Raw genomic sequence first — 21,493 nt, 5'->3', positions numbered from 1 at the left:
AGGTAGAAGACATGGGAAAATATTTTGGAACAGATGGTGCTAGAGGGCGTGCAAATGATACACTTACGCTTGATATGGCTATTAAAATTGGACAGTATGTTGCGTGGCATTATGGCAAAAATCGACATGCAAAGATCCTAATTGGAAAAGATACAAGACTTTCCAGTGATATGTTTGAAATGGGATTAGCTGCAGGAGCTGCATCATGTGGAGCAAATGTATATTTGCTAGATGTATGTCCTACTCCAGCAGTGGCTTATCTGGTTCGCAAAGAAAATTTTGACTGTGGGATTATGGTAAGTGCTTCACATAATCCATTCCACGACAATGGAATCAAATTGTTTAACCATGAAGGATATAAGATGAATCCGGAAGTGGAAGCAGAAATTGAAAAATATATTGATGGTGAGATAAGTGTTGAAGTTGCTAAAGAAGAACATATAGGTAGTGTAATTAACTGGAATGAAGGATTGGAACTATATGAGTCTTGGTTAAAATCTATTGTTCATATGGATTTAAGCGGAATGAGAATTGCACTTGACTTAGCTAATGGCAGTGCAACAAGCTGTGCTGCAGAAACTTTAAGTTCTTTAGGTGCTACTGTAGAAGTTATTCATTCTGCACCAAACGGTATCAATATTAATACAAAATGTGGTTCTACACATCCAGAAGAGTTACAGAAGATGGTTAAAGATGGGGATTTCCATGCTGGTTTTGCCTTTGATGGTGATGCAGATCGTTTGATTGCGGTTAATGAAGATGGAGAACTTATTGATGGTGATCATACAATGTATATTTGTGGAAAATATATGAAAGATCATGGAAAATTAAACAGCAATGTAGTTGTCACAACTGTTATGAGCAATTTAGGATTATATCATGCATTAAAAGAGAATGGAATTGATTATGAACAGACAGCTGTTGGAGATAAATATGTGTTTGAATGCATGAGAGAGCATAACTATTCTGTAGGAGGAGAACAGAGTGGACATATCATTTTCTATGAACATGCAAATACTGGAGATGGTTTGTTGACAGCTTTAAAATTATTAGAAGTTATGGTATCAACAGGGAAATCCTTAAAACAATTAAGTGAAGGTTTATTCATTTATCCACAGTTATTGATTAACACACCGGTAAAAGACAAACATGCTGCTTTGGAAGATAAAGAACTTCTTGCGGTAATTAAAGAAGTGGAAGAAGAACTTGGGGATGAAGGAAGAATCCTGGTACGCCCAAGTGGTACTGAGCCATTAGTTCGCGTTATGGTGGAAGCAAAAACAGATGAACTTTGTTCTTGCTATGTAAATAAAGTTATTGATTTTATCAAAGAAAAAGGTATGTAGATATAAAAAGATGTTTTCGTAAATGAAAGCATCTTTTTAACATTTTAATAGGAAGAAATGTAAAAATTTATAAAACTGAAAAATTATGTGATAAAAATGTAAAACAGAAAGGAAATTAAAGGAAAGGGAAAAATCTCTTTTTTTTTCACATAATTTGTTCTAAAATAAGAGTTAAGAGGTGAATCAAATGAAAAAAGTTATCTGTGTAGTAGAAGATGAAAAGGCAATAAATGACCTTGTAAATCAATATTTGAAAAAAGAGGGCTATGAGGTTCGTTCTTATTATACATATGAAGAAGCAAGTGCACATGTAAGTGATGATGATGTGCATTTATGGATATTAGATATCATGCTGGATGATAAGAGCGGTTTTGATTTGATTGAAGAAATTCGTCTGCAGGGAAAAGATATACCTGTTATCTTTATGTCCGCAAGAGATAAAGAATTTGATCGTATCATTGGTTTGGAAAAAGGAAGCGATGACTATATTACAAAACCGTTTTCTCCAAAAGAATTGGTTCTTCGTGTAAATAATGTAATAAAACGTGTATATAAAAATGATTCTAACAGAATTATGGTAGATGGATATGAATTAGATGAAGAACAGCGTAAAGTATTTGATGGTGGAAAAGAGATTGACTTAACAACAAAGGAATTTGACTTGTTAATGATGTTTATTAAAAATAAAGGGATGGCATTTAATAGGGATAAAATTCTTACTAATGTGTGGGAAGAAAACTATTTTGGAAGTGATCGCGTGGTAGATGATACTCTTCGTCGTTTACGTAAAAAACTTCCCAATTTAAATATTCATACGATTTATGGATATGGATATCGATTAGGTTAGTATGAAACAGTTTAATCAGTTTATTAAAGGTTTATCACTGACACAGCAGCTGTTTGCGCTCATTGCATTTTTTGTTACTTTTTTCTCTGCTTTTTTCTTTATATATATCAATAATAGTGTGGATAACGCTATTAAAGAACAAGTATTTGAAACATTGGATAATACACAATTGGCTTTGTTAGGAGCTAGTAATGCGATTGGCGATGATTCTATTTATAGTGAAGCTGACCAAACTATCACTTATACAATTGTTGTGAAAGGAAACAACTTGGTCTTGGCCTATAACAATGCTTATTCAAACAAGCCGGATTTGAATTCTAATGAGTGGCAGCAGATTTGTCAAGATGTTTTAAAGTGTTATAATCACAATGATGGAAAACCATATCACGGTATTTATAAAAATAAAGAAACAGGTGTAGATTCTTATTATGTAATTCGTAAATTTAAAGAGGATCGCCTTGTACTTACAAAAACATATAGTGATAATACTGTAAAAATGGAAGATATGCTCATCAATAGTGTTGTTTATATAACAATTATTGTTGTTGGTTTCTTCTTTATCATTTTAATGATGTGGGTAGTTACTTTGATTCATCCATTAAATCAGATTCGAAATTATATAGAAAGAGTAAAACTTGGAAAAGATGCAGAACTGCATGTCAACCGTAAAGATGAAATAGGAGAACTTGCAGATGCACTTGTTAGTATGAGAGAAGAACTTCTTCGTCAGGAAAAGACAAAAGAAGAAATGATTCATAACATTTCTCATGATTTGAAAACACCAATTGCGACAATTAAATCATATGGTGAAAGTATAAAAGATGGTATATATCCATATGGAACACTGGAAAAAAGTGTAGATGTTATTATTGAGAATGCGGATCGATTGGAACAGAAGGTACATTCTTTATTATTTATGAATCGTGTAGAATACTTAATTTCTCAAGATAGTGAGGGTATTCGCTCTAATATGAAAGATATAGTAGAAACCGTTGTACAAAATACACGTTTGATAAAACCAGAAATTGAAATTAAAACAGACTTAGAAGAAATTTATTTTGATGGATTGGATGAACCATGGCGTGTTGCAGTTGAAAATATAATTGAAAATGCATTGCGTTATGCAAATACTGTGATTGATATCCATTTAAATGAGCAGGAAGGATTAACAATTGCTAATGATGGACCTTGTCTTGAAGAAGACCGTATCAAAACTTTGTTTAAACCATATGAGATGGGAAAAGGTGGAAAGTTCGGTTTAGGTTTAAGTATTGTATCAAAAGTTGTACAGGCAAATGGATATAGTGTTTGTGGTGAAAATACAGCTTATGGAGTCATCTTTAGGATTCATAAAAAGGAATGTTCAAAAAAAGGACGTAATTAAAAGGAACCCTTAAAAGGTTCCTTTTATGCTTTTTTAACGGTTATCCAAGAATGGTTAGGGTTAGGGGTTTACCCAAGATTACTTGGGGCAAGGAACTTACCTGCCCTTTTTTTGTTCCAAACTTTTTGGGGTTTCGTATTATACTATGATCGAAAGGATAATAACAGGCATTAAAAAAAGCAGTTACCATATTTTCTCACCCCGGCAACCGCTTTTCTGTGGCCCTGTTCGGTACCACTCATGTTACATCTATATTGTAATCACAATGAACAATTTAATCAACGCTCATATGACAATTTAATCAATAAATTTAATATTACGATCCATACCATGGAATGTCCTCGTTGTCATGCGAAGGGTTCTTTGATTTTTTATGGACATCGTGTTCGTAAATTTATCTTTGTGACTCGCACTGTTTTGATCAATGCCCAGCGATGTCGGTGTAAAGAATGTGGTGCTATTCATATCATTCTTCCTTCTTTTGTAGTTCCAGGATTCAATCATGTCTATTTATCCATCCGAAAGGTTTTGAATAAAGAGCCTGACCGATCATTAGAAGATTCTTATTTCTACAGATTCATCAAAAGTTTTTTCCCACCTTTTCCAAAATCTTCAGAAGATTCGGATTATCTTGCCTTCTTACGCCGGAGCTCGCTTTTTCGAAAATTCGGTTCTTATGCATTTTTAAGTCGATAAAAACAGCGACCAACCCGATATGTATATCCAGATATGCCTGCTTCGCTTATAGTTAAGGTGTACGAAGACTTGCTTTATCAGGAGGTGACACAATATGCAAGACTTTATCAATTGCGAAGCTTCTATTTGCACAATCTTCAATCTGGATTCATCGATTTTAGAATCCTGTTCCTGTATTAGACGAAATGAACAGACGATCATCGATGTAAAGCTTTTAGATTCTCGACCAGCTTGTCCTGAATGTGGAAATCCCATCACGAAGATCAAGGGATATGTGACCAAGACAATCCAGCACTCGTTACTGGCCGATAAAAAATGTGTTCTTCAATACCATGCCAGGCGATATATCTGCCCAATATGCCACAAAACGTTCTATGAATACAATCCTTTCGTCTTCCAGAACATGAAGATTTCTTCAGATCTGATGCTTCAGATCCTCAAGGACTTGCAAGAACCTGGCGAAACCTTTACCCACGCAGCTAAGAGATATCATATTTCTCCAACTTCTGTTTCATCGATCTTCGATTCGGTTGTTTCGATTCCAAGGGCAAAACTGCCAGAAATCATGTGCACAGATGAAAACTATGCCTTTCATTCCAAAACACAAAACAGTAAGTACATCTGTCTTTTGATCGATCAGACCAATGGGCAGCCAATCGATATCTTGCCTAGTCGACGATATGAATATTTAGATAAATACTTCTCAAATATACCAAAATATGAAATAGATCAGGTCCATATCATGATTACGGATATGTACGAACCATACCGCAGGATTATTAAAAAACATTTCAAAAATGCGATTCATGTGGTCGACCATTATCATGTTTCACAGGAACTGCACCGCAGAGTGGACAGGGTTCGCTTAAGGATCATGAACCCCCTGCGATGCATCAACACATCGAAACGCACCCAGGAACAAGAAGAAAACTATTATCTGTTAAAACACAAGAACGGACTCCTGTTCAAGCACTTTACAAGATCTAAAGGCGCCGATGGAAAACCACTTTTCGATATTTTAAGACCAAAAGAATATAATAAGGTTCTAAAACGATATATGAACCCATACGATTATGCCAATGCGCTTGTATCTATTCATCCGGATATAAACACGGCCTGGGAATTAAAGGATGAACTTACGGATTTCTATGTCTCGAACACACTTGAAACGGCACCTGCTGCTTTGAAAAAAGTCATTACCGATTTCAGAGAAAGCAATGTAGAAGAAATGGTCAAGTTTAGTTACACATTAGCCAACTGGCAAACCGAGATCATCAATTCTTTCTACATAGCCAAAACCGAATACAAGCTCTCGAGAAAGACAGGACAAATCACTGTCGGATATAAAAGGCTCAACAACGCACTGATGGAACGACTCAACGGAACCGTCAAGCTGATTACCAAGGCAGCCAACGGATATACCAATTGGGAACGATTCCGTAACCGATGCATGTTGGTCCTTGAAAAAGGCATAGAATTTGCGATCGACGAGAAAGACAAAAGCGTAAAGATGGTCGAAAAAAAGGAGCCCACCACCTAGGACAGGTGATGAGCCCTTTAGACCCTCTCAACGAAATAGGGTATATGCCGCCCCCAAGTAATCTCGAAGATCAAATTCAGCTAACCCCAACTATTTTTGGAGCACCTTTTTAACTTCAACTTTTACAAATGTACCATCTTTTGTTCTTCTATAAGCGGTTCCTACTGGGGAATCCAGTAAAGGAATGATGGATGAATCCATATTGCATATAACATTTAATTGAAATAATTGTGTATTTGATACATTTTCTAAATATTCTTTTGATTCATCTCCATGGAAGAATTGCCATCCACTATCTGTTGTTCCTTCTACTGGCTGGATACGAACCATATAGTTAATGTTTCCTCCATCAATACTAATACGATCACTTACAAGGCCTGCTTCCTTGCTTTCAATCACTTTTTTAACATCTTTTAAAAATCGAAAATAACGTTTACCTTTTGGCCATGCACTTTCTGCCCATAGACCATTTTCTTTATAAAGTTCACGTATGCCACCCATAAGTGTTTCACACATTTTTTTCGCAAACTCTTCATTTCCTCCAGATTTACAATATAAATAATAAGTTCCTCCACATACATAACTTAAAGCATAATCTTCCCAGCTATCAAATGTGTAAAAAGCACGATTTGCAATATCATTAAGCATAAAATGATATCCCTCTTCACTTAAATACCCAACACTATAACATTCTTTTGCCATGCGAATAGCTTCTCCAAAATCAAAGCCACAAAACCCTCTATCTAATACTTCTGGATATAGTTCTTTTGCGAATGCCTGGCATTTTTTAAAGAAGTCTTTGGTTTTCTCATCCGCATCATCTAGATTTTTTGCTTGCCCTTGCCAATATTTCAGACAATATTCAAACTGTGCCTGGGTGTTGTTGAAGACAAAGCTGTGAATATTTTCTACCGCACTTTTTTCATCGTGAATTCCAAAACGTTCATGAACATACTTCTCTAAATCTTCTCGCTCTATTTTATTAGAAAAGACTGGATAATTTGCTAGTAGGCATGGTAAAGCAGAAAGAAGATGAGGAAAATCTTTTTGTTCAATTTCCTTTTTATCTTTTTTTGACAGAGCTTCGATTTCTTCTCGAAAATTCTGCATAACTTCTCCATAATTAATTTTTGTCATATACGATCTCCTTGTATTTCTAACTACTATTAAGTATATCATAAAACATGTTCTTTCCATGATTTTCTTCTTTAAACATTATCTATTTAATAAAAAAGAGTTTCTTTTTTTTAGGCTGTCCGTTATACTGTATAAAGGAAATAAAGGGGTGCTGTTATGGATACAAATAGACTGTTAAATACGGTTGGCTTTGCAGGGAAACTGCTTATTCAAAGTGGTGCAGAAATATATCGAGTAGAAGAAACAATGGTTCGTTTATGCAAGAGCTTTGTAGAAGTTCAAGATGCAGATAGTTTTGTTACTCCTACTGGTATCATGTTTTCTATAACAGTAAATGATCAAACTTTTACGAAGATCATGAGGGTGCATAGTCGAAGTGTTGATTTAAATTGCATTGATAAAATTAATGCATTATCTCGCAAGGCAAGTGTTACACCTTATACTTTAGAGGAATTGGAAACAGAGCTTGATGAAATAAGGAAACAAACTCGTTATTCTTTTCTAGTGACAATGTTATTTGGAGCGATTGGGGCAGCAGGATTTGCTATTTTTTTTGATGGCACATGGAAAGAAGCTATTTGTGCCTTTATTATTGGAATTTTCATTAAATGTGTTTGCTGGTGCCTAGAGAAAATACAACTGAATTCTTTTTTTGTGAATGCTGTTTCTGCAGGTGTTGCGGCATTTATTGCTGTTTTTCTTCATTTATGTTTTCAAGATACAGATATGGATATTATGATCATTTCCAGTATTATGTTGCTTGTGCCTGGTCTTGCGATTACAAATGCAGTACGTGATACTGTAGCAGGCGATTATTTATCTGGGGTTGCTCGTGCAACAGAAGCTATTTTAGTTGCGATTGCGATTGCGGTAGGAGTTGGCTTTGTGTTAAGTATTTCGTTAAGACTTGGAGGTATGTGATATGCTGCAGATAATGTTTAGTGGTTTATTTAGCAGTTTTCTGGCAAGTCTTGGTTTTGGTATTTTATTTAATATTAAAGGAAAAAACTTGATTCTTGCTGGAATTGGTGGAGCTATTGGTGGAATGGTTTATAAACTTGTGCTATTTCTTGGAGGCAGTGAAATGATTGCTATGTTTTCAGGATCTGTTGTCTTCTCGCTGTATTCTGAAATTTTAGCTCGTGTTTGTAAAACACCAGTTACAACGTTTATTATTTGTGCCTTAATTCCTTTGGTACCTGGTGGAGGTATGTATCGAACAATGCAGCAGGCTATTGCAGGAAATATCGATAAGGCATTGGCAATAGGATTAAATACGATTAGCATCGCAGGGGTACTTGTTTTAGGAATCTTACTTGTATCAACACTTATGCGTGCATTTTATCATATGCAGAAAGAAAGGAAGGCAAGAGTATGAAAAAAGTAGAACTTTTATCTCCGGCAGGTTCTTTTGATGCTTTGCGCTCCGCAGTACAAAATGGCTGTGATGCCGTGTACTTAGGTGGAATGATGTTTGGGGCAAGAGCATTTGCGAATAATTTTGATGAAGAAGAGCTAAAAAAAGCGGTCGCTTATGCACATATATATGGAGTACGTGTATTTGTAACTGTAAATACACTTTTATATGAGGAAGAGTTAGAGACTTTTAAAGAATATGCGATAAAACTGCAGGAGGCCGATGTAGATGCTTTGATTGTTCAGGACATGGGAGCTTTTGTGTTGTTGAAAGAGTTGCTTCCAGATATGGAACTTCATGCTTCTACGCAGATGCACATCCATAATCATGATGGTATTTTAATGATGAAAGAAGAAGGGGCTAGTCGTGTAGTCGTTCCTAGAGAAACAACAATTGAAGAAATAAGGGAATATGCAAAATTAGGATTGGATTTGGAAGTGTTTGTACAGGGAGCACTGTGTGTTTCTTATTCTGGACAGTGTTTGATGAGTTCACAGACTTTGCAAAGAAGTGGGAATCAAGGAGAATGTGCACAAAACTGTCGTATGCAGTATACCTTGGAAAAAGAAGAAAATGGAATTCGAAAAGATGTTTCTACAAAAGGCAGCTATCTTCTTTCCTGTAAAGATTTAAATACATTAGAGGAAGTCCCAAGACTGATTGAAGCGGGAATTGCTTCCTTTAAGATTGAAGGAAGAATGAAGCGACCAGAATATGTAGCTCTAATGACTTCTTTGTATCGTAAAGCGATTGATGCCTATTATGAAAAAAAAGAGTTTCATGTAGATAAAGAAATGAAGGAAGAAATGCAAAAGATTTTCCATCGAGGCTTTACAAAAGGACATCTGTTTCATCAGATGGGAAGTGCATTAATGAATCCTGTAAGACCAAATCATATAGGAATAGAAATTGGTATTGTGGAAAATGTACATAAAGGAAAAATGACGATTCGTTTACATCACGATTTAGCACAGGGAGATGGAATTCGCATTCTTAGTAAGAAGGAAGATGCAGGTTTTTGTGCAAACCGAATTTATAAAAATGGCTTGCTGGTTAACAAAGCCTATGCAAATGACAGGATTCAGATGGATGTAAATACTTATGTGGAAAAAGGCAGCAAGGTCTTGAAAACAAGCGATGTAGTACAGTTAGAAAATCTTCGACAAAGCTTTGAAAAAGGAAAACGAAAAGTGGAAATTACAGGTCAGTTTTCTATGCATATTGGGCAGCATCCATTACTTGTAGTAGAAGATGGCATACATAAAGTAGAAATTGCAAGTGAATGTGTTTGTGAATTGGCAAGAAAAACAGCATTAGATCCAGATAGAATTCAAACACAGTTAAGAAAGACCAACGATACTCCCTTTATATTTAAAGATATTACATTGGATACGGATATACAGGGGATTTTTCCAATCAGTGAATTAAATCGAATGCGAAGAGATGCTTTAAACAAGCTGGAAGAACTTCGAAAGAATGTAAATGGAAATAGAAGAGTACAGACACCTAAGTTTACATGTTTGCCTGTTCAAAATCGACAAGAACTTTTAGTAGTTGTTTCGACTCAAAAACAGTATGAAGTCTGTAAAGAAATGGGAATTACAAATATTTATGTGGAAAATGAAGCTTTATATCATCAACTTCATCAAATCGATGAACATGTTTATAAAAGAGAAGCCCGTGTTATGAAAGAGGATTATGAACCCTATACGATGATTCAGGAAAATGGTGGTATGCATCATATGAAACATGGGATAGGAGATACTTCTTTGAATATAACGAATTCTCTTTCTGCCGGGTTTGCATTTTCTCATGGGTTGGATATTGTAACGTTGTCTATCGAACATGATGAAAATAGTATAAAAAATCTTTGTGATGGATTTGAAAAGCATTTCCATCAGAAAGGAAATTTTGCTTTGCAGGTATATGGGCATGTGGAATTGATGCTGAGTGAATATTGTCCTGTCAATGCATGCATCAAAGATAACAATAAGCAAAACTGTGCATTATGCAGAGGAAATACCCGCTATTCCTTAAGAGATATAAAAGGACATCGTTATCCATTGATGAACGATATCCATTGTCGAATGCATTTATTGAGTGAAGAACCAATAAAAAATTATAAAGATATATCAAAATATAAACAGCTTGGTATTACTTCTTTCTTATGTGTATTTACCATAGAAGATGAAACAGAATGCAGAAACGTATTACATGATCTTTTGGAGGTTTATCATGCATAGTACGGCTTTATTTGAAAAGAAGGTATCAAGTTTATATGCACATTATTTACTTCCAACCTTATTGGCAATGGCAAGCAATTCTTTGTATTGTTTAGCGGATGTATATTTTGTTTCAAAAGGTGCTGGAAGTACAGCTTTAGCGGCAATGAACATTGCGATACCTTTATATACCATATATTCTGCGATAGGGTTAACCTTTGGTGTAGGGGCTGCAACTGTTATGTCTGTTGCGGAAGGAGAAAAACAGCCAAAAGTAAGAAATAAAGCCTATACATATGGTGCGCTTGGAATGGTAAGTATTGGCTTATGCATTGCCTTTTTTGGAAATCTATTTGTGGATGATTTTGCGTATTTGCTTGGCAGCAGCGAAGAGCTTTTACCACTTGTAAAAGCATATATGATTCCTGTAAATGGAATGGCTATGGCTTTTATTGTGAATTATGCAGGAAGTGTGATTTTAAGAAATGATCATGCCCCTCGCCTGGCAATGATAGCTACCATGGCAGGAAACTTTTCCAACATCTTCTTAGATTATGTCTTTGTTATTCAATTTAATATGGGAATTTTTGGAGCTGCCGTTGCGACAGCAATCGGACCAGTAATCTCTCTTGGTATTATGAGCCTTCATTTCATACGTAAGAAAAATACCATTCATCTGACAAAAGATATATTTGATACCAAAATATGGAAACGTATTTTTTCAAATGGCTTTGGAAGTGGAATTTTAGAAATAAGTGCAGGTGCAGTCATTGTTATTTTTAATTATGTAATATTAAAAAAGGCAGATGCTATGTTTCTGGCAGCTTATGCCATCATCACTAACATTGCCTATGTAGGAAAAGGATTGTTGAATGGATTTGCGCAGGCCTCTCAGCCTATCATTTCCGCTAATTATGGGGCGATGCATACAAAACGAGTAAAAGAGGCTTTCTCTATATCGATTCAAACAAGTCTTATATTTTCTATTGTTGCGTATTTGCTTTGTTTTATTTTCTCTAAAGAGCTGGCAGCTTTATTTGCAAACAATGATGCAGCTTTAATAGAAAATGCTTCAAAAGGGATTCAGTTTTATTTTTTGAGTTTGCCATTTACTGCACTTATTACGATGTTTCTATATTTCTTTCAGTCTATTGAATATGGAAAAGTGGCAACCTTACTGGCATTTTTAAAAGGCTTTGTGTTTATTCTGCTTGGTTTATTTTTACTTGTATCTTTATTTGGCATTGATGCCATTTGGTTTACCGTAGCGTTTGCGGAAGCGTTTGGTGTATTGTTTGCTTTATTGTTTTACAAGAAAAGGTTATCTTAAAGATTACTTGAAAATACAATATTAAAATAAGAATATAGGTAAACTTTATAATAATAAATTGTGGGTGTACTATGTAATTTTTGTGTACAAATAAATTGTTTTTTGTTATAATACAAAAGGTTTTAATAAGTCATATATGGCGCAAATATGGTGCGTTAAGTTTCTACCCGGTAGCCGTAAATTATCGGACTATGATGATATTAGAAATGTCTTTTAGCTTCTATATCATATAGAAGCTTTTTTATCTTTTCAAAGAAAGCTTTGACAAGGAGAAGGAATAATGACTTTAAAAACTAATATAAAGACGAGGAGGAAAACGATGAAAAAAAGAATTCCTTATGTATTTCTTTTTCCAGGAATCGTATTGTTGATTTTCTTTCTGATGATGCCTTTGCTATCTGTTTTATGGCCAACAATATTTCCAGATGGATTTTCATTATCGGCCTATACGGCATTTTTTCAGGATGAATATTATATTGAAATTTTGATTAGAACGATTCGTATTGCACTTATTGCAACATTTGTCTGTATTCTGCTTGGTGTTCCAACAGCGTATTTTATTTCTCGCTGCAGTGCTAAATGGAAAGGCATCTTAATCGCAATATCTATTTTTCCAATGTTAACAAATTCTGTAGTTCGTTCATTTGCGTGGATTAATATTTTGGGAAAGAACGGAGTAATTAATAACCTTTTAATGAGTCTTGGTGTAATTGATGAACCAATTAGTATGCTTTATACAGAGTTTTCGGTTTTAATAGGAACAATTTATTTGTTTTTGCCTATTATGATTATGACACTTGTAGGGGTTATGGATCATATTGATAATGATATGATGGAAGCTGCAGAGAGTCTAGGGGCAAGCAAGCTAAAAGCTTTTATAAAAGTGGTTCTTCCTATGAGCGTTCCAGGAATTTTAACTGGTGCTGTACTTGTGTTTACTGGGGCACTAACAGCCTATACAACGCCACAATTGCTAGGTGGAAACAAATCTCTTGTGCTTGCTACGCTGATTTATCAAAGAGCTATGACATTAAATGATTGGGTTGGTGCAGGAGTGATTGCAGCTGTAATGATAATTATCACGTTAGTGGTAATGAAAGTGTTGAATGTAATAGCTGCGCAGTTAGACAAAAGAGGTGAAATAAATGCGTAGATATAAAGGATTAAGTATTATTTCTATATTTGTATTTGCATTTTTGTTTATTCCATTGCTCATCATTGCAGTAACTGCTTTTGGAAGCGAGCCAACAATTACTTTTCCTATTCATGGTTTTACATTTGACTGGTTTATAAAAGCAATCAATTCTGAATCTTTTCAAAAAGCGTTTATATTAAGTATGGAAATTGCTTTAATTGCAACACTTTTAGCTTTGATAGTAGGAATTCCTGCTGCTTATGCACTATCTCGTTATAGTATCAAAGGGAAAAAGATTATTAAAAGCTTTTTCTTATCACCAACGATAGTTCCAGGAATTGTGGTTGGCTACGCTTTATTTCAATTTGTAATTATTAAGTTGAAATTTCCTGTTTATGAAGGCCTTTTACTTGGACACTTTTTGGTTGTGCTGCCTTACATTATTCGCGTTGTAGGTGGCTCTTTGGAACAATTCGATTATTCTATTGAAGAAGTTGCATGGAGCCTTGGATGTAATAAATTTAAAGCATTTTTCAAAGTGGTATTACCGAATATTTCTAGTGGAATCATATCTAGTTTTTTACTAGCATTTATTAATTCATTTAACAATATACCGGTATCTATGTTTTTAAGTGGCCCAGGAATTACGACTTTACCAGCATCTTTGATGAGCTATGTCGAATACAATTATGATCCAACAGTATCAGCGGTATCTGTACTGCTTATGTTGGCAACAATTTTTATTATGTTTATTGTAGAAAAAACATTGGGTATTTCTGCCCTTGCCAAGTAAAAGGAGAAGGTTATGTCATTTGTTGATTTAAAAAATATATGCGTAAGTTATGATGGTAAAACAAACATATTAGAAGGTTTGAACTTGCAAATACAGGAAGGAGAACTTGTTTCTTTATTAGGACCCAGCGGATGTGGAAAAACAACAACGCTTCGTGTTATTGCTGGTTATATTGATACAAAAAATGGAGAATTTTTGGTAGATGGAGAAAATTTCACAAAGATACCTGTACATAAACGTAATTTTGGTATCGTATTTCAAAGCTATGCACTTTTTCCACATTTAACTGTTAGAGAAAATGTTGCATTTGGACTAAAAATGAGAAAAATGGATAAAGCAGAAATAACAAAAAAAGTGGATGAAATGCTGGAAATTTGTGGATTAAGTGAATATGCTAATCGTTTACCAAAACAAATGTCTGGTGGACAGAGACAACGTGTCGCTTTGGCACGTGCACTTGTTATTGAACCCAAACTGCTTTTATTGGATGAACCATTATCTAATTTAGATGCTAAATTACGTATTCAAATGAGGGTGGAAATTAAACGTTTGCAGAAAAAGTTAGGTATAACTACAGTTTTTGTTACACATGATCAGGAGGAATGTTTCTCTATTTCTGACCGCGTTGCAGTTATGAATGGTGGAGTTATTGAACAATATGATACGCCGGAAAACATCTATGCACATCCAAAAACAGAATTTGTTGCACGTTTTATTGGATTTGAAAATTTCATTGATGTTGTACGTGAAAATAAGAATATCTATGTAGCACAAGGAGAACAGTTTCATGTAGAAGAAGGATGCGAAAAGGAAAATGCAAAGATTACAATTCGTCCTGATGATATTGAAATTGTAGATGATCCCGCTTTGGAAAATGGTTTAGAGGGTGTTGTCCAAGTACATACTTTCCTTGGAAAAAGTTATCAGTATGAAGTTTCTACAAAGCTTGGTACACTTTTAGTTAATGGAAATAAAGTGTATGAAACAGGAAGTATATTGCATTTATATTTACCTGCTCATAAAATTGTTTTAGTTTAGTGGTTAAGGAGGATAAAAAGAATATGAAAAAATTATGTGGTTTATTATTATGCGGTTTTCTTCTAGTATCTGTTAGTGCTTGTTCATCTAAATCAGAGAAAACAGAAGGATGTAAACTTACAGTTTCTACATTCCAATTAAGTGAGGATATTGTAAATGATGATGTAGTTAAACCTTTTGAGGAAAAATACAATTGCGATGTTGTAACAGATTTGGGAAATTCAGCTGATCGTTTTACAAAATTGGAAAATAATCCAGAATCTGGGATCGATGTAATAGAATTAAATCAGTCTACAGCAGCAAAAGGATATGAAGAAGGATTATTTGATAAACTGGATACATCTAAAATTGAAAACTTGAAGGATTTGATTACCCCAGCTAAAAATATGCAATCTGAAAGTGGCTATGGTCCTGCTTATGTTATTCAAAGTGTAGGAATTGTTTATGATAAAGAAGCTGTAGGTTTTGAAATCACTTCTTGGGATGATTTGTGGAAAGCAGAATTAAAAGGTGCAATTGCCCTTCCTGATATTACTACTACTTTTGGACCAGCAATGGTGCATATTGCAAGTGATCATGCTGGAGTTGATATTAAAAAGGATAATGGTGAAGCTGCATTTAAAGCATTGGAAGCTATTAAACCTAATGTAGTAAAAACGTATACAAAATCTTCTGATTTAGCAAATATGTTTGCTGCAGGCGAAATTAAAGCTGCAGTTGTAGGAGATTTTGCCGTACCAAATATTCAAAAGGCAGCACAGGATGTTGTATATCTAGTGCCGAAAAGTGGTACTTATGCAAATTTCAATACCATTGATGTTGTAGCTAATTCAAAAAACAAGGACATGGCTTATAAATATATTAATTGGCGAATTTCACAGGAATTGCAGTCAGTAACAAGTAAGTCATTAAATGAAGGTCCAACAAATGCAAAAGTTGAATTGAGTGAAGATGAGGCAAAAAAACTTACATATGGTGAAATTGCAGAGAATGCAAAAGCTATTGATTATACATTTGTAAATCCTTTATTGGCAAATTGGACAGATCAGTGGAATCGTATTTTAAATCGTTAATTGAGGCAAATTTATGAATTATGATATGATTATTCAAAATTGTAAGGTATATAATTCTTTTACAAAGTCTTTTGAGTATACAGATGTAGCAGTAAAAAATGGTATATTTACACATATTGAAAAAAATATTATGTTAGATAATACATATGTCGTGGATGGTAAAGGAAAGTATATGATACCTGGTTTAGTGGATATTCATATGCATATAGAAAGTTCAATGAGTATTCCTTCTCGTTTTTCTGATGCGGTTTTAGCGCATGGGACTACAAGCGTTGTAGCAGATCCTCATGAGATCGCAAACGTTTTTGGAAGAGAGGGAATACTCTCCTTTTTATCTCAAGATACGCTCTTAGATATTTTTTACGGAATTCCATCTAGTGTTCCATCTACAAATTCTAACTTAGAAACAACAGGTGGTGCGATTGGAATAGAAGAAGTAAAAGAATTACTAATGAATAATAAAATCGTTTGCTTGGGAGAGGTTATGAATTTCTATGATGTATGTTATGAACCAGAATCATTAAGCGCAAAAATCATTGGAATTTGTAAAAAATTAAGGCCTATATTGCCATTGGAAGGACATTGTCCTAAAATAAAAGGTAGAGAATTATCAAATTTTATATCAAAAGGTATTAGTGCAGATCATACACATCAGACAAAAGAAAGTGTTATAGAAAAGATTACAAATGGAATGTTCCTTGAAATTCAAGGAAAATCAATGACACAAGAAGTTTTGGAGACTTTAATAGAACATGATTTTTATGAATATTTTTGTTTTGTTACAGATGATGTCATGGCAGATCATTTGCGATACGGACATTTGAATACATTGGTACAAAAAGCTATTGAAATGGGAATGAAGCCTGAAATGGCTATTTATTGCGCTACTTTTACTCCTGCAAGACGTATGCATTTAGAAGATCGAGGAACAATAGCACCGGGAAGAATTGCAGATTTTATAATGTTAGATGATATTTATAAGTTTCATATTACTGATGTGTATAAAAACGGGAAAAAAGTCATAAAAACAAAAAAGGAAACAAAGAAACAATTTCCTGAACATTTTTATCAATCTATTCAATGTCGTGAAGCTGAAAAAAAAGATTTTAAAATTAACTTAAAAGGAACATCTGCTTTATGTAATATTATGGAGATAGAACCACATTCAACATTTACAAAACATATACAAAAATGGCTTCCAGTTACGAATGGATTTTTGGATTTAGAAAATTATGCGTTACTTACGGTGTATGAACGTTATGGAAAGAATGGGAATATTTCACATGGTATTGTAGGGAATACAATAAAGAAAAAAGGTGCTATCGCAACTTCGTGGGCTCATGATCATCATAATGTCATGGTATTAGGGAATGATGTAGATGATATGGTGTTGGCACAAAAAGAAATTATAAAGATGCAAGGTGGGTATGTCGTTGTTAAGGAACATAAAATAATTGCTTCTGCAGCTTTAGAAGTTGGAGGAATCGTAAGTGAGCGTACCATTGAAGAAATAGGAGAAGATATTGATAATGTTCGTAAAGCAATGCAAGATTTAGGTTATGTACATGATAATGAGATTATGTCTTTTTCTACTTTATCTTTACTTGTGTCACCACAATTAAAAATAAGTGATAAAGGAATGATAGATACGACAAAACAAAAAATAATCAAAATGGTGGAGGAAATACGATGAGAACATTAATAAAAAATGCATGGATATTAACGATGAATGAAAAAATGCAGGAATACAAAGATGGTCAGATTGTTATCGAAGATGATAAGATTCTTTATGTTGGAAAACCTAAAGAATTTGATAGTATAGATAATATCGTTGATGCGAAGAATTGTCTTGTTCTTCCTGGTATGGTGAATACACATTGTCATGTTTCTATGCTTCCTTTTCGTTCTTTACAGGATGATTGTCCTAATCGTTTACGGCGCTTTCTATTTCCATTGGAAAATGCATGTATGAATGAAGATTTAGCTTATTATGGGGCTTGTTATGGTACAGGAGAAATGCTTTTATCAGGAATTACAACATTTGCTGACATGTATTATTTTATGGATAAAGTAGCACTTGCTTGTGAAAAAATGGGAATACGTGCTGTTCTAGGAGAAACGATTATTGATCAGCCAACCTGTGATGCAAAAAATGCAGTTGAAGCATTAAAAATAGGAGAAAAATTTATTGAGGAATGGAAGCATCATCCTCTTATTACTCCTATGTTAGCACCTCATGCGACAAATACAAATACTGAGGAAATTTTTAGAAAAGCGATGGAAATTGTTAAAAAACATGATACTTTGATGATGACTCATGTGGCAGAAATGGATTATGAAATGACGTATTTCAGAAATAAATACAATATGACACCAATAGAATGGTTAGAATCTATTTCTTGTTTAAATCAACATGTTCTCGCAGTTCATTGTATTCATATAAATGAGGCTGATATACAATTGATGAAGAAACATGATGTTAAGGTTTCTCATTGCCCTGTATCAAATTTAAAAGCAGGGAAAGGAATTGCACCTGCAAAGGATATAATGGAAAATGGTGTTGCTATGGGATTTGGAACGGATGGTGCGAGCAGTGGGAATACGTTGGATTTATTCATACAGATGCGGATGTTTGCAGGAGCACAAAAAACAAAATATCATGATCGATCTTTATTCCCTGCAAAGGAAATTGTGAGAATTGCGACTATTGAAGGTGCAAAAGCATTGAGAATTGATGAACAGATTGGCTCTTTGGAAGTTGGAAAAAAAGCAGATATAGTTTTGATCTCTTTAGAATCTGCACATATGTTTCCAGTTTATGACCCGTATTCTATTCTTGTTTATAGCGCAAATGCCAGCGATGTAAAAGATGTGTTTGTAAATGGGAAGCAGGTTGTTTCAGACAGAAAGTTAAAAGTAGACCTTTCTATACTTCGTGAACAATTACAAAAAGAAATGAAAGAATTCTCTAAAAAAGCAGAAGAGTTAAGTAAATAATATGATGCACATATAAAAAAGAAGAATAAATCTTTTTAACGTATAACATGAGGATCACATTTGTTTTTATCGGCTTTGTAAAATTACGTGTGGTAAAACTAACAAAGGACAATAAAATAACTTGTGGGCATCAGTACCCCAAAGATGTTTATTGAAAACAAGATGTAAAGGATGAGAGAGCTGATCAGCTCTCTCGTTTTTAATATCAGAATGGAAGAATATTTTTGTTTTTTTCTTTTTCCAAAAGAAGTTTCAATCGTAGATTTTCTACTTCCAGCTCCAGCATCATAAGGCGCTGCTTTTTAATGTAAAGTTCTCTTTTGAGCCATCTTTCTTTACGTTGGTAATAAATTTTATTGTTCATTTTCATTTTCTCCTTCCTTAGGGTATAAGTGATAAGTGGTATCTTTATTCAGTACATAAAGCACTCTGTTTCGGAATCGTTTCCAATTGGTATATCCATTGGAATTGTGCTTGATACATTTGATCGTCCTGTTTCTGTTTTCTATGATCCCGCTGTTTATCTTTCTTCCATGTTCATTCGTGACGATAAAAGAATTTATTATTTCAGTCTTCCATCTGGTCATCGTATTCGCAAAGGATGATATTTCAGGTACTTTACAATCCCTGAAAGCACTGATCAGTTCATTGATATCTTTTCTTGCATTATCAAGATCACTGTTCTTATAGAAATATATCATCCTGTCTTTCAGATTCATGGCTTCTTCAAGTTCAGGGTTATACAAACACATATAATGCAGGATATCGTTATAGTTATAGTATCCCTGAAGTACTTTATTATATTTCTTTTCTCTATTTGGATCTGTATATGCAGGATCGTTTGTGAAGAGAAGCCAGTTGAATTTTTTATAAAGGTAATACTGTTTACGCATTCTTTCAGCTTTTTCTATCGAAGCTGCATCTGCATTTTTCAGATCCATGAGCTTATAGTTCTTTAACTGATTCATCGTACGCAGACGCACCTTGTCTACTCTTCTGTTCAGTTCCTGGATGAGATGGAATTTATCCGCAGCTATGGCGGCATTGGGGAACATCATCTTTGCGACGATCCTGTAGGTTTCCCATAAATCAATAGATACGGCCTTTACAGCACATCTTTCTTCTCGGGGAATGAAAGAAAAGTAATTGATGAGTTCGGACTTTTTCCTGCCTGGAAGAAGATCGATGACATTTTGGGAGTTGAAATCCAGAAGGACACATACATAGGAACTGTTTTCAGATTTGAAACTGTAGACTTCGTCGATATTCAGATATTCAGGAAGTTTTCTTCTGGATATCTGGACATGCCTGTCAAAGATGGACATGGCAGAAGTAGAGGATATATGATTTCTCTGTGCAACGCTTTTAAATGTATCGGCAGGGTTTTTCAGATCTCGAAGGACATTATATACGGTCAATAAAGAGATCTTCATTCCCTTGAAAGTAAAAGGATTGTCCTCATAGAAAGTCTTATTACATGCAGGGCAGATATAGCGTCTGGCCTGGTAATCGATATAGCAGGCTTCCGTATTCAGCATGGAATGTGTTATGCGTTTATGTACATAGCTTTTTACCTTGGAAGTGGGAAAGCCGCAGACAGGACATGAAGTAGTCTTTGGGGTAAGCTTGATCCTTACATGAACACCATCATCCTGATGATTTACCTGGAAAGAATCTATCTGTTCTTTCTGGAGATGAAAGAGATGAAGGATATAGTCGTCACTGATGGACGCAGAAGTAGTATCGTTTTTCATAAAAATCAAAAGAAAACATCAAGAACTGAAAATACAATGGATGTTTTCATCAACCTCCAGTCTATAATGATCATTACAGTGTCATTATGAAGGCAAAATGGAAGGCAGGAAAGGAATCCTATGTGGGAATGAAAAGAAAGCCGCGCAACTGAGCAAAATTTCTATGAAATCTATGAATATGAAAGACGAAAAAATCAGTAATTGAAGGGAAATAGGAAATATTCAGTAAAAAGGAATGATATCGATGAAAGATGGAGTAAAAGTAAACTGGATCAAGAAAAAGGTTAGAATGATCTTTATCAGTATCGTGATCGAGAATGATTTCTATTACATCAGAAGCCAGGAGTCTGGTGTAAGGAATTAAAGAAACAGGAAGGATGGCGTGAGTCTTGTGACAGTGAGGACAAATAATCCTGCATATCTTTAAGGTAATAATACCATTATGTGTAAGTAAAGATCTTTTATAATAAGCATGAAAATGAAATCCAAGATGAGAACAGCATGGACATGTGATGGAAGAAAGTTCGATCTTAGAAATATAGTCGTCATAAGATTTTTGAGATATGTACTTGAGAGAAAAGTTATTAAATGTTATCATAAAGATGCCTACTTTGGGTAAGTAAGAACCTAGGTCGCTAAACTTTGTGGTTCTTACTTTTTTTATATATTGATTTAAAGATATGATAACATAAATGATGATCGAAATAATGAGGAAATATCAGAAAAGGTACCCCAAAGATGATGAGAGCATGAAAAAAGCTGCAGTCACTAAGACCACAGCATA

At 34.4% G+C, this 21,493-nt stretch carries 20 protein-coding genes and 1 riboswitch; of the genes, 15 read left to right on the top strand and 5 right to left on the bottom strand.

Going from position 1 to position 21,493, the window contains the following annotated elements; all coding sequences use genetic code 11:
• The first annotated feature begins 11 nt into the window (after positions 1–11).
• From glmM to A9CBEGH2_RS08370, 3 genes are all read left to right on the top strand, one after another.
• Complete coding sequence (gene glmM, locus A9CBEGH2_RS08380) at positions 12–1,346, top strand: phosphoglucosamine mutase (protein ID WP_118277917.1); 1,335 nt, start codon at positions 12–14, stop codon at positions 1,344–1,346.
• 187 nt (positions 1,347–1,533) lie between these two features.
• The gene (locus A9CBEGH2_RS08375) at positions 1,534–2,193 is read left to right on the top strand and encodes a response regulator transcription factor (protein ID WP_115716579.1); all 660 of its coding nucleotides are present in this window, start codon (positions 1,534–1,536) and stop codon (positions 2,191–2,193) included.
• Position 2,194: 1 nt separating this feature from the next.
• Positions 2,195–3,577 carry a sensor histidine kinase gene (locus A9CBEGH2_RS08370; protein ID WP_115716580.1) on the top strand — a complete coding sequence of 461 codons (1,383 nt, stop codon included), beginning with the start codon at positions 2,195–2,197 and terminating at the stop codon, positions 3,575–3,577.
• Between the two features lie 297 nt (positions 3,578–3,874).
• Here the strand turns inward: A9CBEGH2_RS08370 and A9CBEGH2_RS08365 are convergent, their stop codons facing one another.
• Positions 3,875–4,042, bottom strand: a complete 168-nt coding sequence (locus A9CBEGH2_RS08365; RefSeq protein ID WP_157964931.1) for a hypothetical protein — start codon at positions 4,040–4,042, stop codon at positions 3,875–3,877.
• On the opposite strand from A9CBEGH2_RS08365, the gene A9CBEGH2_RS12710 reads away from it, so the two are divergent.
• Positions 3,974–4,273, top strand: coding sequence for a DUF6431 domain-containing protein (locus A9CBEGH2_RS12710; RefSeq protein WP_408609167.1), 300 nt, complete (start codon positions 3,974–3,976; stop codon positions 4,271–4,273). The two genes, A9CBEGH2_RS08365 and A9CBEGH2_RS12710, sit on opposite strands and share 69 nt — an antisense overlap.
• 94 nt (positions 4,274–4,367) lie before the next feature.
• Positions 4,368–5,813 (top strand): ISL3 family transposase, encoded by a 1,446-nt coding sequence (locus tag A9CBEGH2_RS08360; protein WP_118277609.1) that lies wholly within the window; start codon positions 4,368–4,370, stop codon positions 5,811–5,813.
• A 90-nt stretch (positions 5,814–5,903) separates the two neighbouring features.
• Here the strand turns inward: A9CBEGH2_RS08360 and A9CBEGH2_RS08355 are convergent, their stop codons facing one another.
• Positions 5,904–6,950 carry an immunity protein Imm33 domain-containing protein gene (locus A9CBEGH2_RS08355; protein WP_158572258.1) on the bottom strand — a complete coding sequence of 349 codons (1,047 nt, stop codon included), beginning with the start codon at positions 6,948–6,950 and terminating at the stop codon, positions 5,904–5,906.
• A 156-nt stretch (positions 6,951–7,106) separates the two neighbouring features.
• Between A9CBEGH2_RS08355 and A9CBEGH2_RS08350 the strand changes: the two genes are divergently transcribed.
• From A9CBEGH2_RS08350 to A9CBEGH2_RS08305, 10 genes are all read left to right on the top strand, one after another.
• Entirely contained in the window at positions 7,107–7,871 is a 765-nt protein-coding gene (locus tag A9CBEGH2_RS08350) for a threonine/serine exporter family protein (RefSeq protein ID WP_115716582.1), read from the top strand.
• A 1-nt stretch (position 7,872) separates the two neighbouring features.
• Complete coding sequence (locus A9CBEGH2_RS08345) at positions 7,873–8,328, top strand: threonine/serine exporter family protein (protein WP_118277395.1); 456 nt, start codon at positions 7,873–7,875, stop codon at positions 8,326–8,328.
• Complete coding sequence (locus A9CBEGH2_RS08340) at positions 8,325–10,610, top strand: U32 family peptidase (RefSeq protein WP_118277396.1); 2,286 nt, start codon at positions 8,325–8,327, stop codon at positions 10,608–10,610. The genes A9CBEGH2_RS08345 and A9CBEGH2_RS08340 overlap by 4 nt, the downstream gene beginning before the upstream one ends.
• Positions 10,603–11,919 (top strand): MATE family efflux transporter, encoded by a 1,317-nt coding sequence (locus A9CBEGH2_RS08335; RefSeq protein WP_198668177.1) that lies wholly within the window; start codon positions 10,603–10,605, stop codon positions 11,917–11,919. Before A9CBEGH2_RS08340 ends, A9CBEGH2_RS08335 begins: the two co-directional genes overlap by 8 nt.
• A 110-nt stretch (positions 11,920–12,029) precedes the next feature.
• Positions 12,030–12,131: riboswitch (purine riboswitch) on the top strand.
• A 107-nt stretch (positions 12,132–12,238) separates the two neighbouring features.
• The gene (locus A9CBEGH2_RS08330; protein ID WP_115716585.1) at positions 12,239–13,072 is read left to right on the top strand and encodes an ABC transporter permease; all 834 of its coding nucleotides are present in this window, start codon (positions 12,239–12,241) and stop codon (positions 13,070–13,072) included.
• Positions 13,065–13,847 carry an ABC transporter permease gene (locus A9CBEGH2_RS08325; protein WP_115716586.1) on the top strand — a complete coding sequence of 261 codons (783 nt, stop codon included), beginning with the start codon at positions 13,065–13,067 and terminating at the stop codon, positions 13,845–13,847. Before A9CBEGH2_RS08330 ends, A9CBEGH2_RS08325 begins: the two co-directional genes overlap by 8 nt.
• Before the next feature lie 12 nt (positions 13,848–13,859).
• Positions 13,860–14,885, top strand: a complete 1,026-nt coding sequence (locus A9CBEGH2_RS08320) for an ABC transporter ATP-binding protein (protein WP_115716587.1) — start codon at positions 13,860–13,862, stop codon at positions 14,883–14,885.
• 23 nt (positions 14,886–14,908) lie between these two features.
• The gene (locus tag A9CBEGH2_RS08315) at positions 14,909–15,958 is read left to right on the top strand and encodes an ABC transporter substrate-binding protein (RefSeq protein ID WP_115716588.1); all 1,050 of its coding nucleotides are present in this window, start codon (positions 14,909–14,911) and stop codon (positions 15,956–15,958) included.
• A 13-nt stretch (positions 15,959–15,971) separates the two neighbouring features.
• Positions 15,972–17,651, top strand: coding sequence for an adenine deaminase C-terminal domain-containing protein (locus tag A9CBEGH2_RS08310; protein WP_118277397.1), 1,680 nt, complete (start codon positions 15,972–15,974; stop codon positions 17,649–17,651).
• Positions 17,648–18,955: an amidohydrolase gene (locus A9CBEGH2_RS08305; protein ID WP_163104583.1), complete on the top strand. Its 1,308-nt coding sequence runs from the start codon at positions 17,648–17,650 to the stop codon at positions 18,953–18,955. The genes A9CBEGH2_RS08310 and A9CBEGH2_RS08305 overlap by 4 nt, the downstream gene beginning before the upstream one ends.
• 205 nt (positions 18,956–19,160) lie before the next feature.
• Here the strand turns inward: A9CBEGH2_RS08305 and A9CBEGH2_RS08300 are convergent, their stop codons facing one another.
• The 3 genes from A9CBEGH2_RS08300 to A9CBEGH2_RS12705 all read right to left on the bottom strand — a co-directional run bounded on the left by A9CBEGH2_RS08300 (position 19,161) and on the right by A9CBEGH2_RS12705 (position 21,307).
• On the bottom strand, positions 19,161–19,319 hold the full coding sequence (locus tag A9CBEGH2_RS08300) for a hypothetical protein (RefSeq protein WP_157964912.1): 159 nt from the start codon (positions 19,317–19,319) through the stop codon (positions 19,161–19,163).
• On the bottom strand, positions 19,309–20,709 hold the full coding sequence (locus A9CBEGH2_RS08295; protein WP_174766936.1) for an ISL3 family transposase: 1,401 nt from the start codon (positions 20,707–20,709) through the stop codon (positions 19,309–19,311). The genes A9CBEGH2_RS08300 and A9CBEGH2_RS08295 overlap by 11 nt, the downstream gene beginning before the upstream one ends.
• A 118-nt stretch (positions 20,710–20,827) precedes the next feature.
• Positions 20,828–21,307 (bottom strand): DUF6431 domain-containing protein, encoded by a 480-nt coding sequence (locus tag A9CBEGH2_RS12705; RefSeq protein ID WP_353511641.1) that lies wholly within the window; start codon positions 21,305–21,307, stop codon positions 20,828–20,830.
• Positions 21,308–21,493: the final 186 nt, after the last annotated feature.

The sequence above is a fragment of the Amedibacterium intestinale genome, from assembly GCF_010537335.1.
Lineage (GTDB): Bacteria > Bacillota_I > Bacilli_A > Erysipelotrichales > Erysipelotrichaceae > Amedibacterium > Amedibacterium intestinale.
This window is presented reverse-complemented; position numbering and strand designations above follow the sequence as displayed.

Coding starts and splice junctions, on each gene's coding strand:
- A9CBEGH2_RS08335 (WP_198668177.1), top strand. CDS start 10,603: ATGCATAGTACGGCTTTATTTGAAAAGAAGGTATCAAGTTTATATGCA.
- A9CBEGH2_RS08370 (WP_115716580.1), top strand. CDS start 2,195: ATGAAACAGTTTAATCAGTTTATTAAAGGTTTATCACTGACACAGCAG.
- A9CBEGH2_RS08350 (WP_115716582.1), top strand. CDS start 7,107: ATGGATACAAATAGACTGTTAAATACGGTTGGCTTTGCAGGGAAACTG.
- A9CBEGH2_RS08345 (WP_118277395.1), top strand. CDS start 7,873: ATGCTGCAGATAATGTTTAGTGGTTTATTTAGCAGTTTTCTGGCAAGT.
- A9CBEGH2_RS08320 (WP_115716587.1), top strand. CDS start 13,860: ATGTCATTTGTTGATTTAAAAAATATATGCGTAAGTTATGATGGTAAA.
- A9CBEGH2_RS08365 (WP_157964931.1), bottom strand. CDS start 4,042: ATGAATAGCACCACATTCTTTACACCGACATCGCTGGGCATTGATCAA.
- A9CBEGH2_RS08305 (WP_163104583.1), top strand. CDS start 17,648: ATGAGAACATTAATAAAAAATGCATGGATATTAACGATGAATGAAAAA.
- glmM (WP_118277917.1), top strand. CDS start 12: ATGGGAAAATATTTTGGAACAGATGGTGCTAGAGGGCGTGCAAATGAT.
- A9CBEGH2_RS08325 (WP_115716586.1), top strand. CDS start 13,065: ATGCGTAGATATAAAGGATTAAGTATTATTTCTATATTTGTATTTGCA.
- A9CBEGH2_RS08340 (WP_118277396.1), top strand. CDS start 8,325: ATGAAAAAAGTAGAACTTTTATCTCCGGCAGGTTCTTTTGATGCTTTG.
- A9CBEGH2_RS08310 (WP_118277397.1), top strand. CDS start 15,972: ATGAATTATGATATGATTATTCAAAATTGTAAGGTATATAATTCTTTT.
- A9CBEGH2_RS08375 (WP_115716579.1), top strand. CDS start 1,534: ATGAAAAAAGTTATCTGTGTAGTAGAAGATGAAAAGGCAATAAATGAC.
- A9CBEGH2_RS08355 (WP_158572258.1), bottom strand. CDS start 6,950: ATGACAAAAATTAATTATGGAGAAGTTATGCAGAATTTTCGAGAAGAA.
- A9CBEGH2_RS08360 (WP_118277609.1), top strand. CDS start 4,368: ATGCAAGACTTTATCAATTGCGAAGCTTCTATTTGCACAATCTTCAAT.
- A9CBEGH2_RS08300 (WP_157964912.1), bottom strand. CDS start 19,319: ATGAACAATAAAATTTATTACCAACGTAAAGAAAGATGGCTCAAAAGA.
- A9CBEGH2_RS08315 (WP_115716588.1), top strand. CDS start 14,909: ATGAAAAAATTATGTGGTTTATTATTATGCGGTTTTCTTCTAGTATCT.
- A9CBEGH2_RS08330 (WP_115716585.1), top strand. CDS start 12,239: ATGAAAAAAAGAATTCCTTATGTATTTCTTTTTCCAGGAATCGTATTG.
- A9CBEGH2_RS08295 (WP_174766936.1), bottom strand. CDS start 20,709: ATGAAAAACGATACTACTTCTGCGTCCATCAGTGACGACTATATCCTT.
- A9CBEGH2_RS12705 (WP_353511641.1), bottom strand. CDS start 21,307: ATGATAACATTTAATAACTTTTCTCTCAAGTACATATCTCAAAAATCT.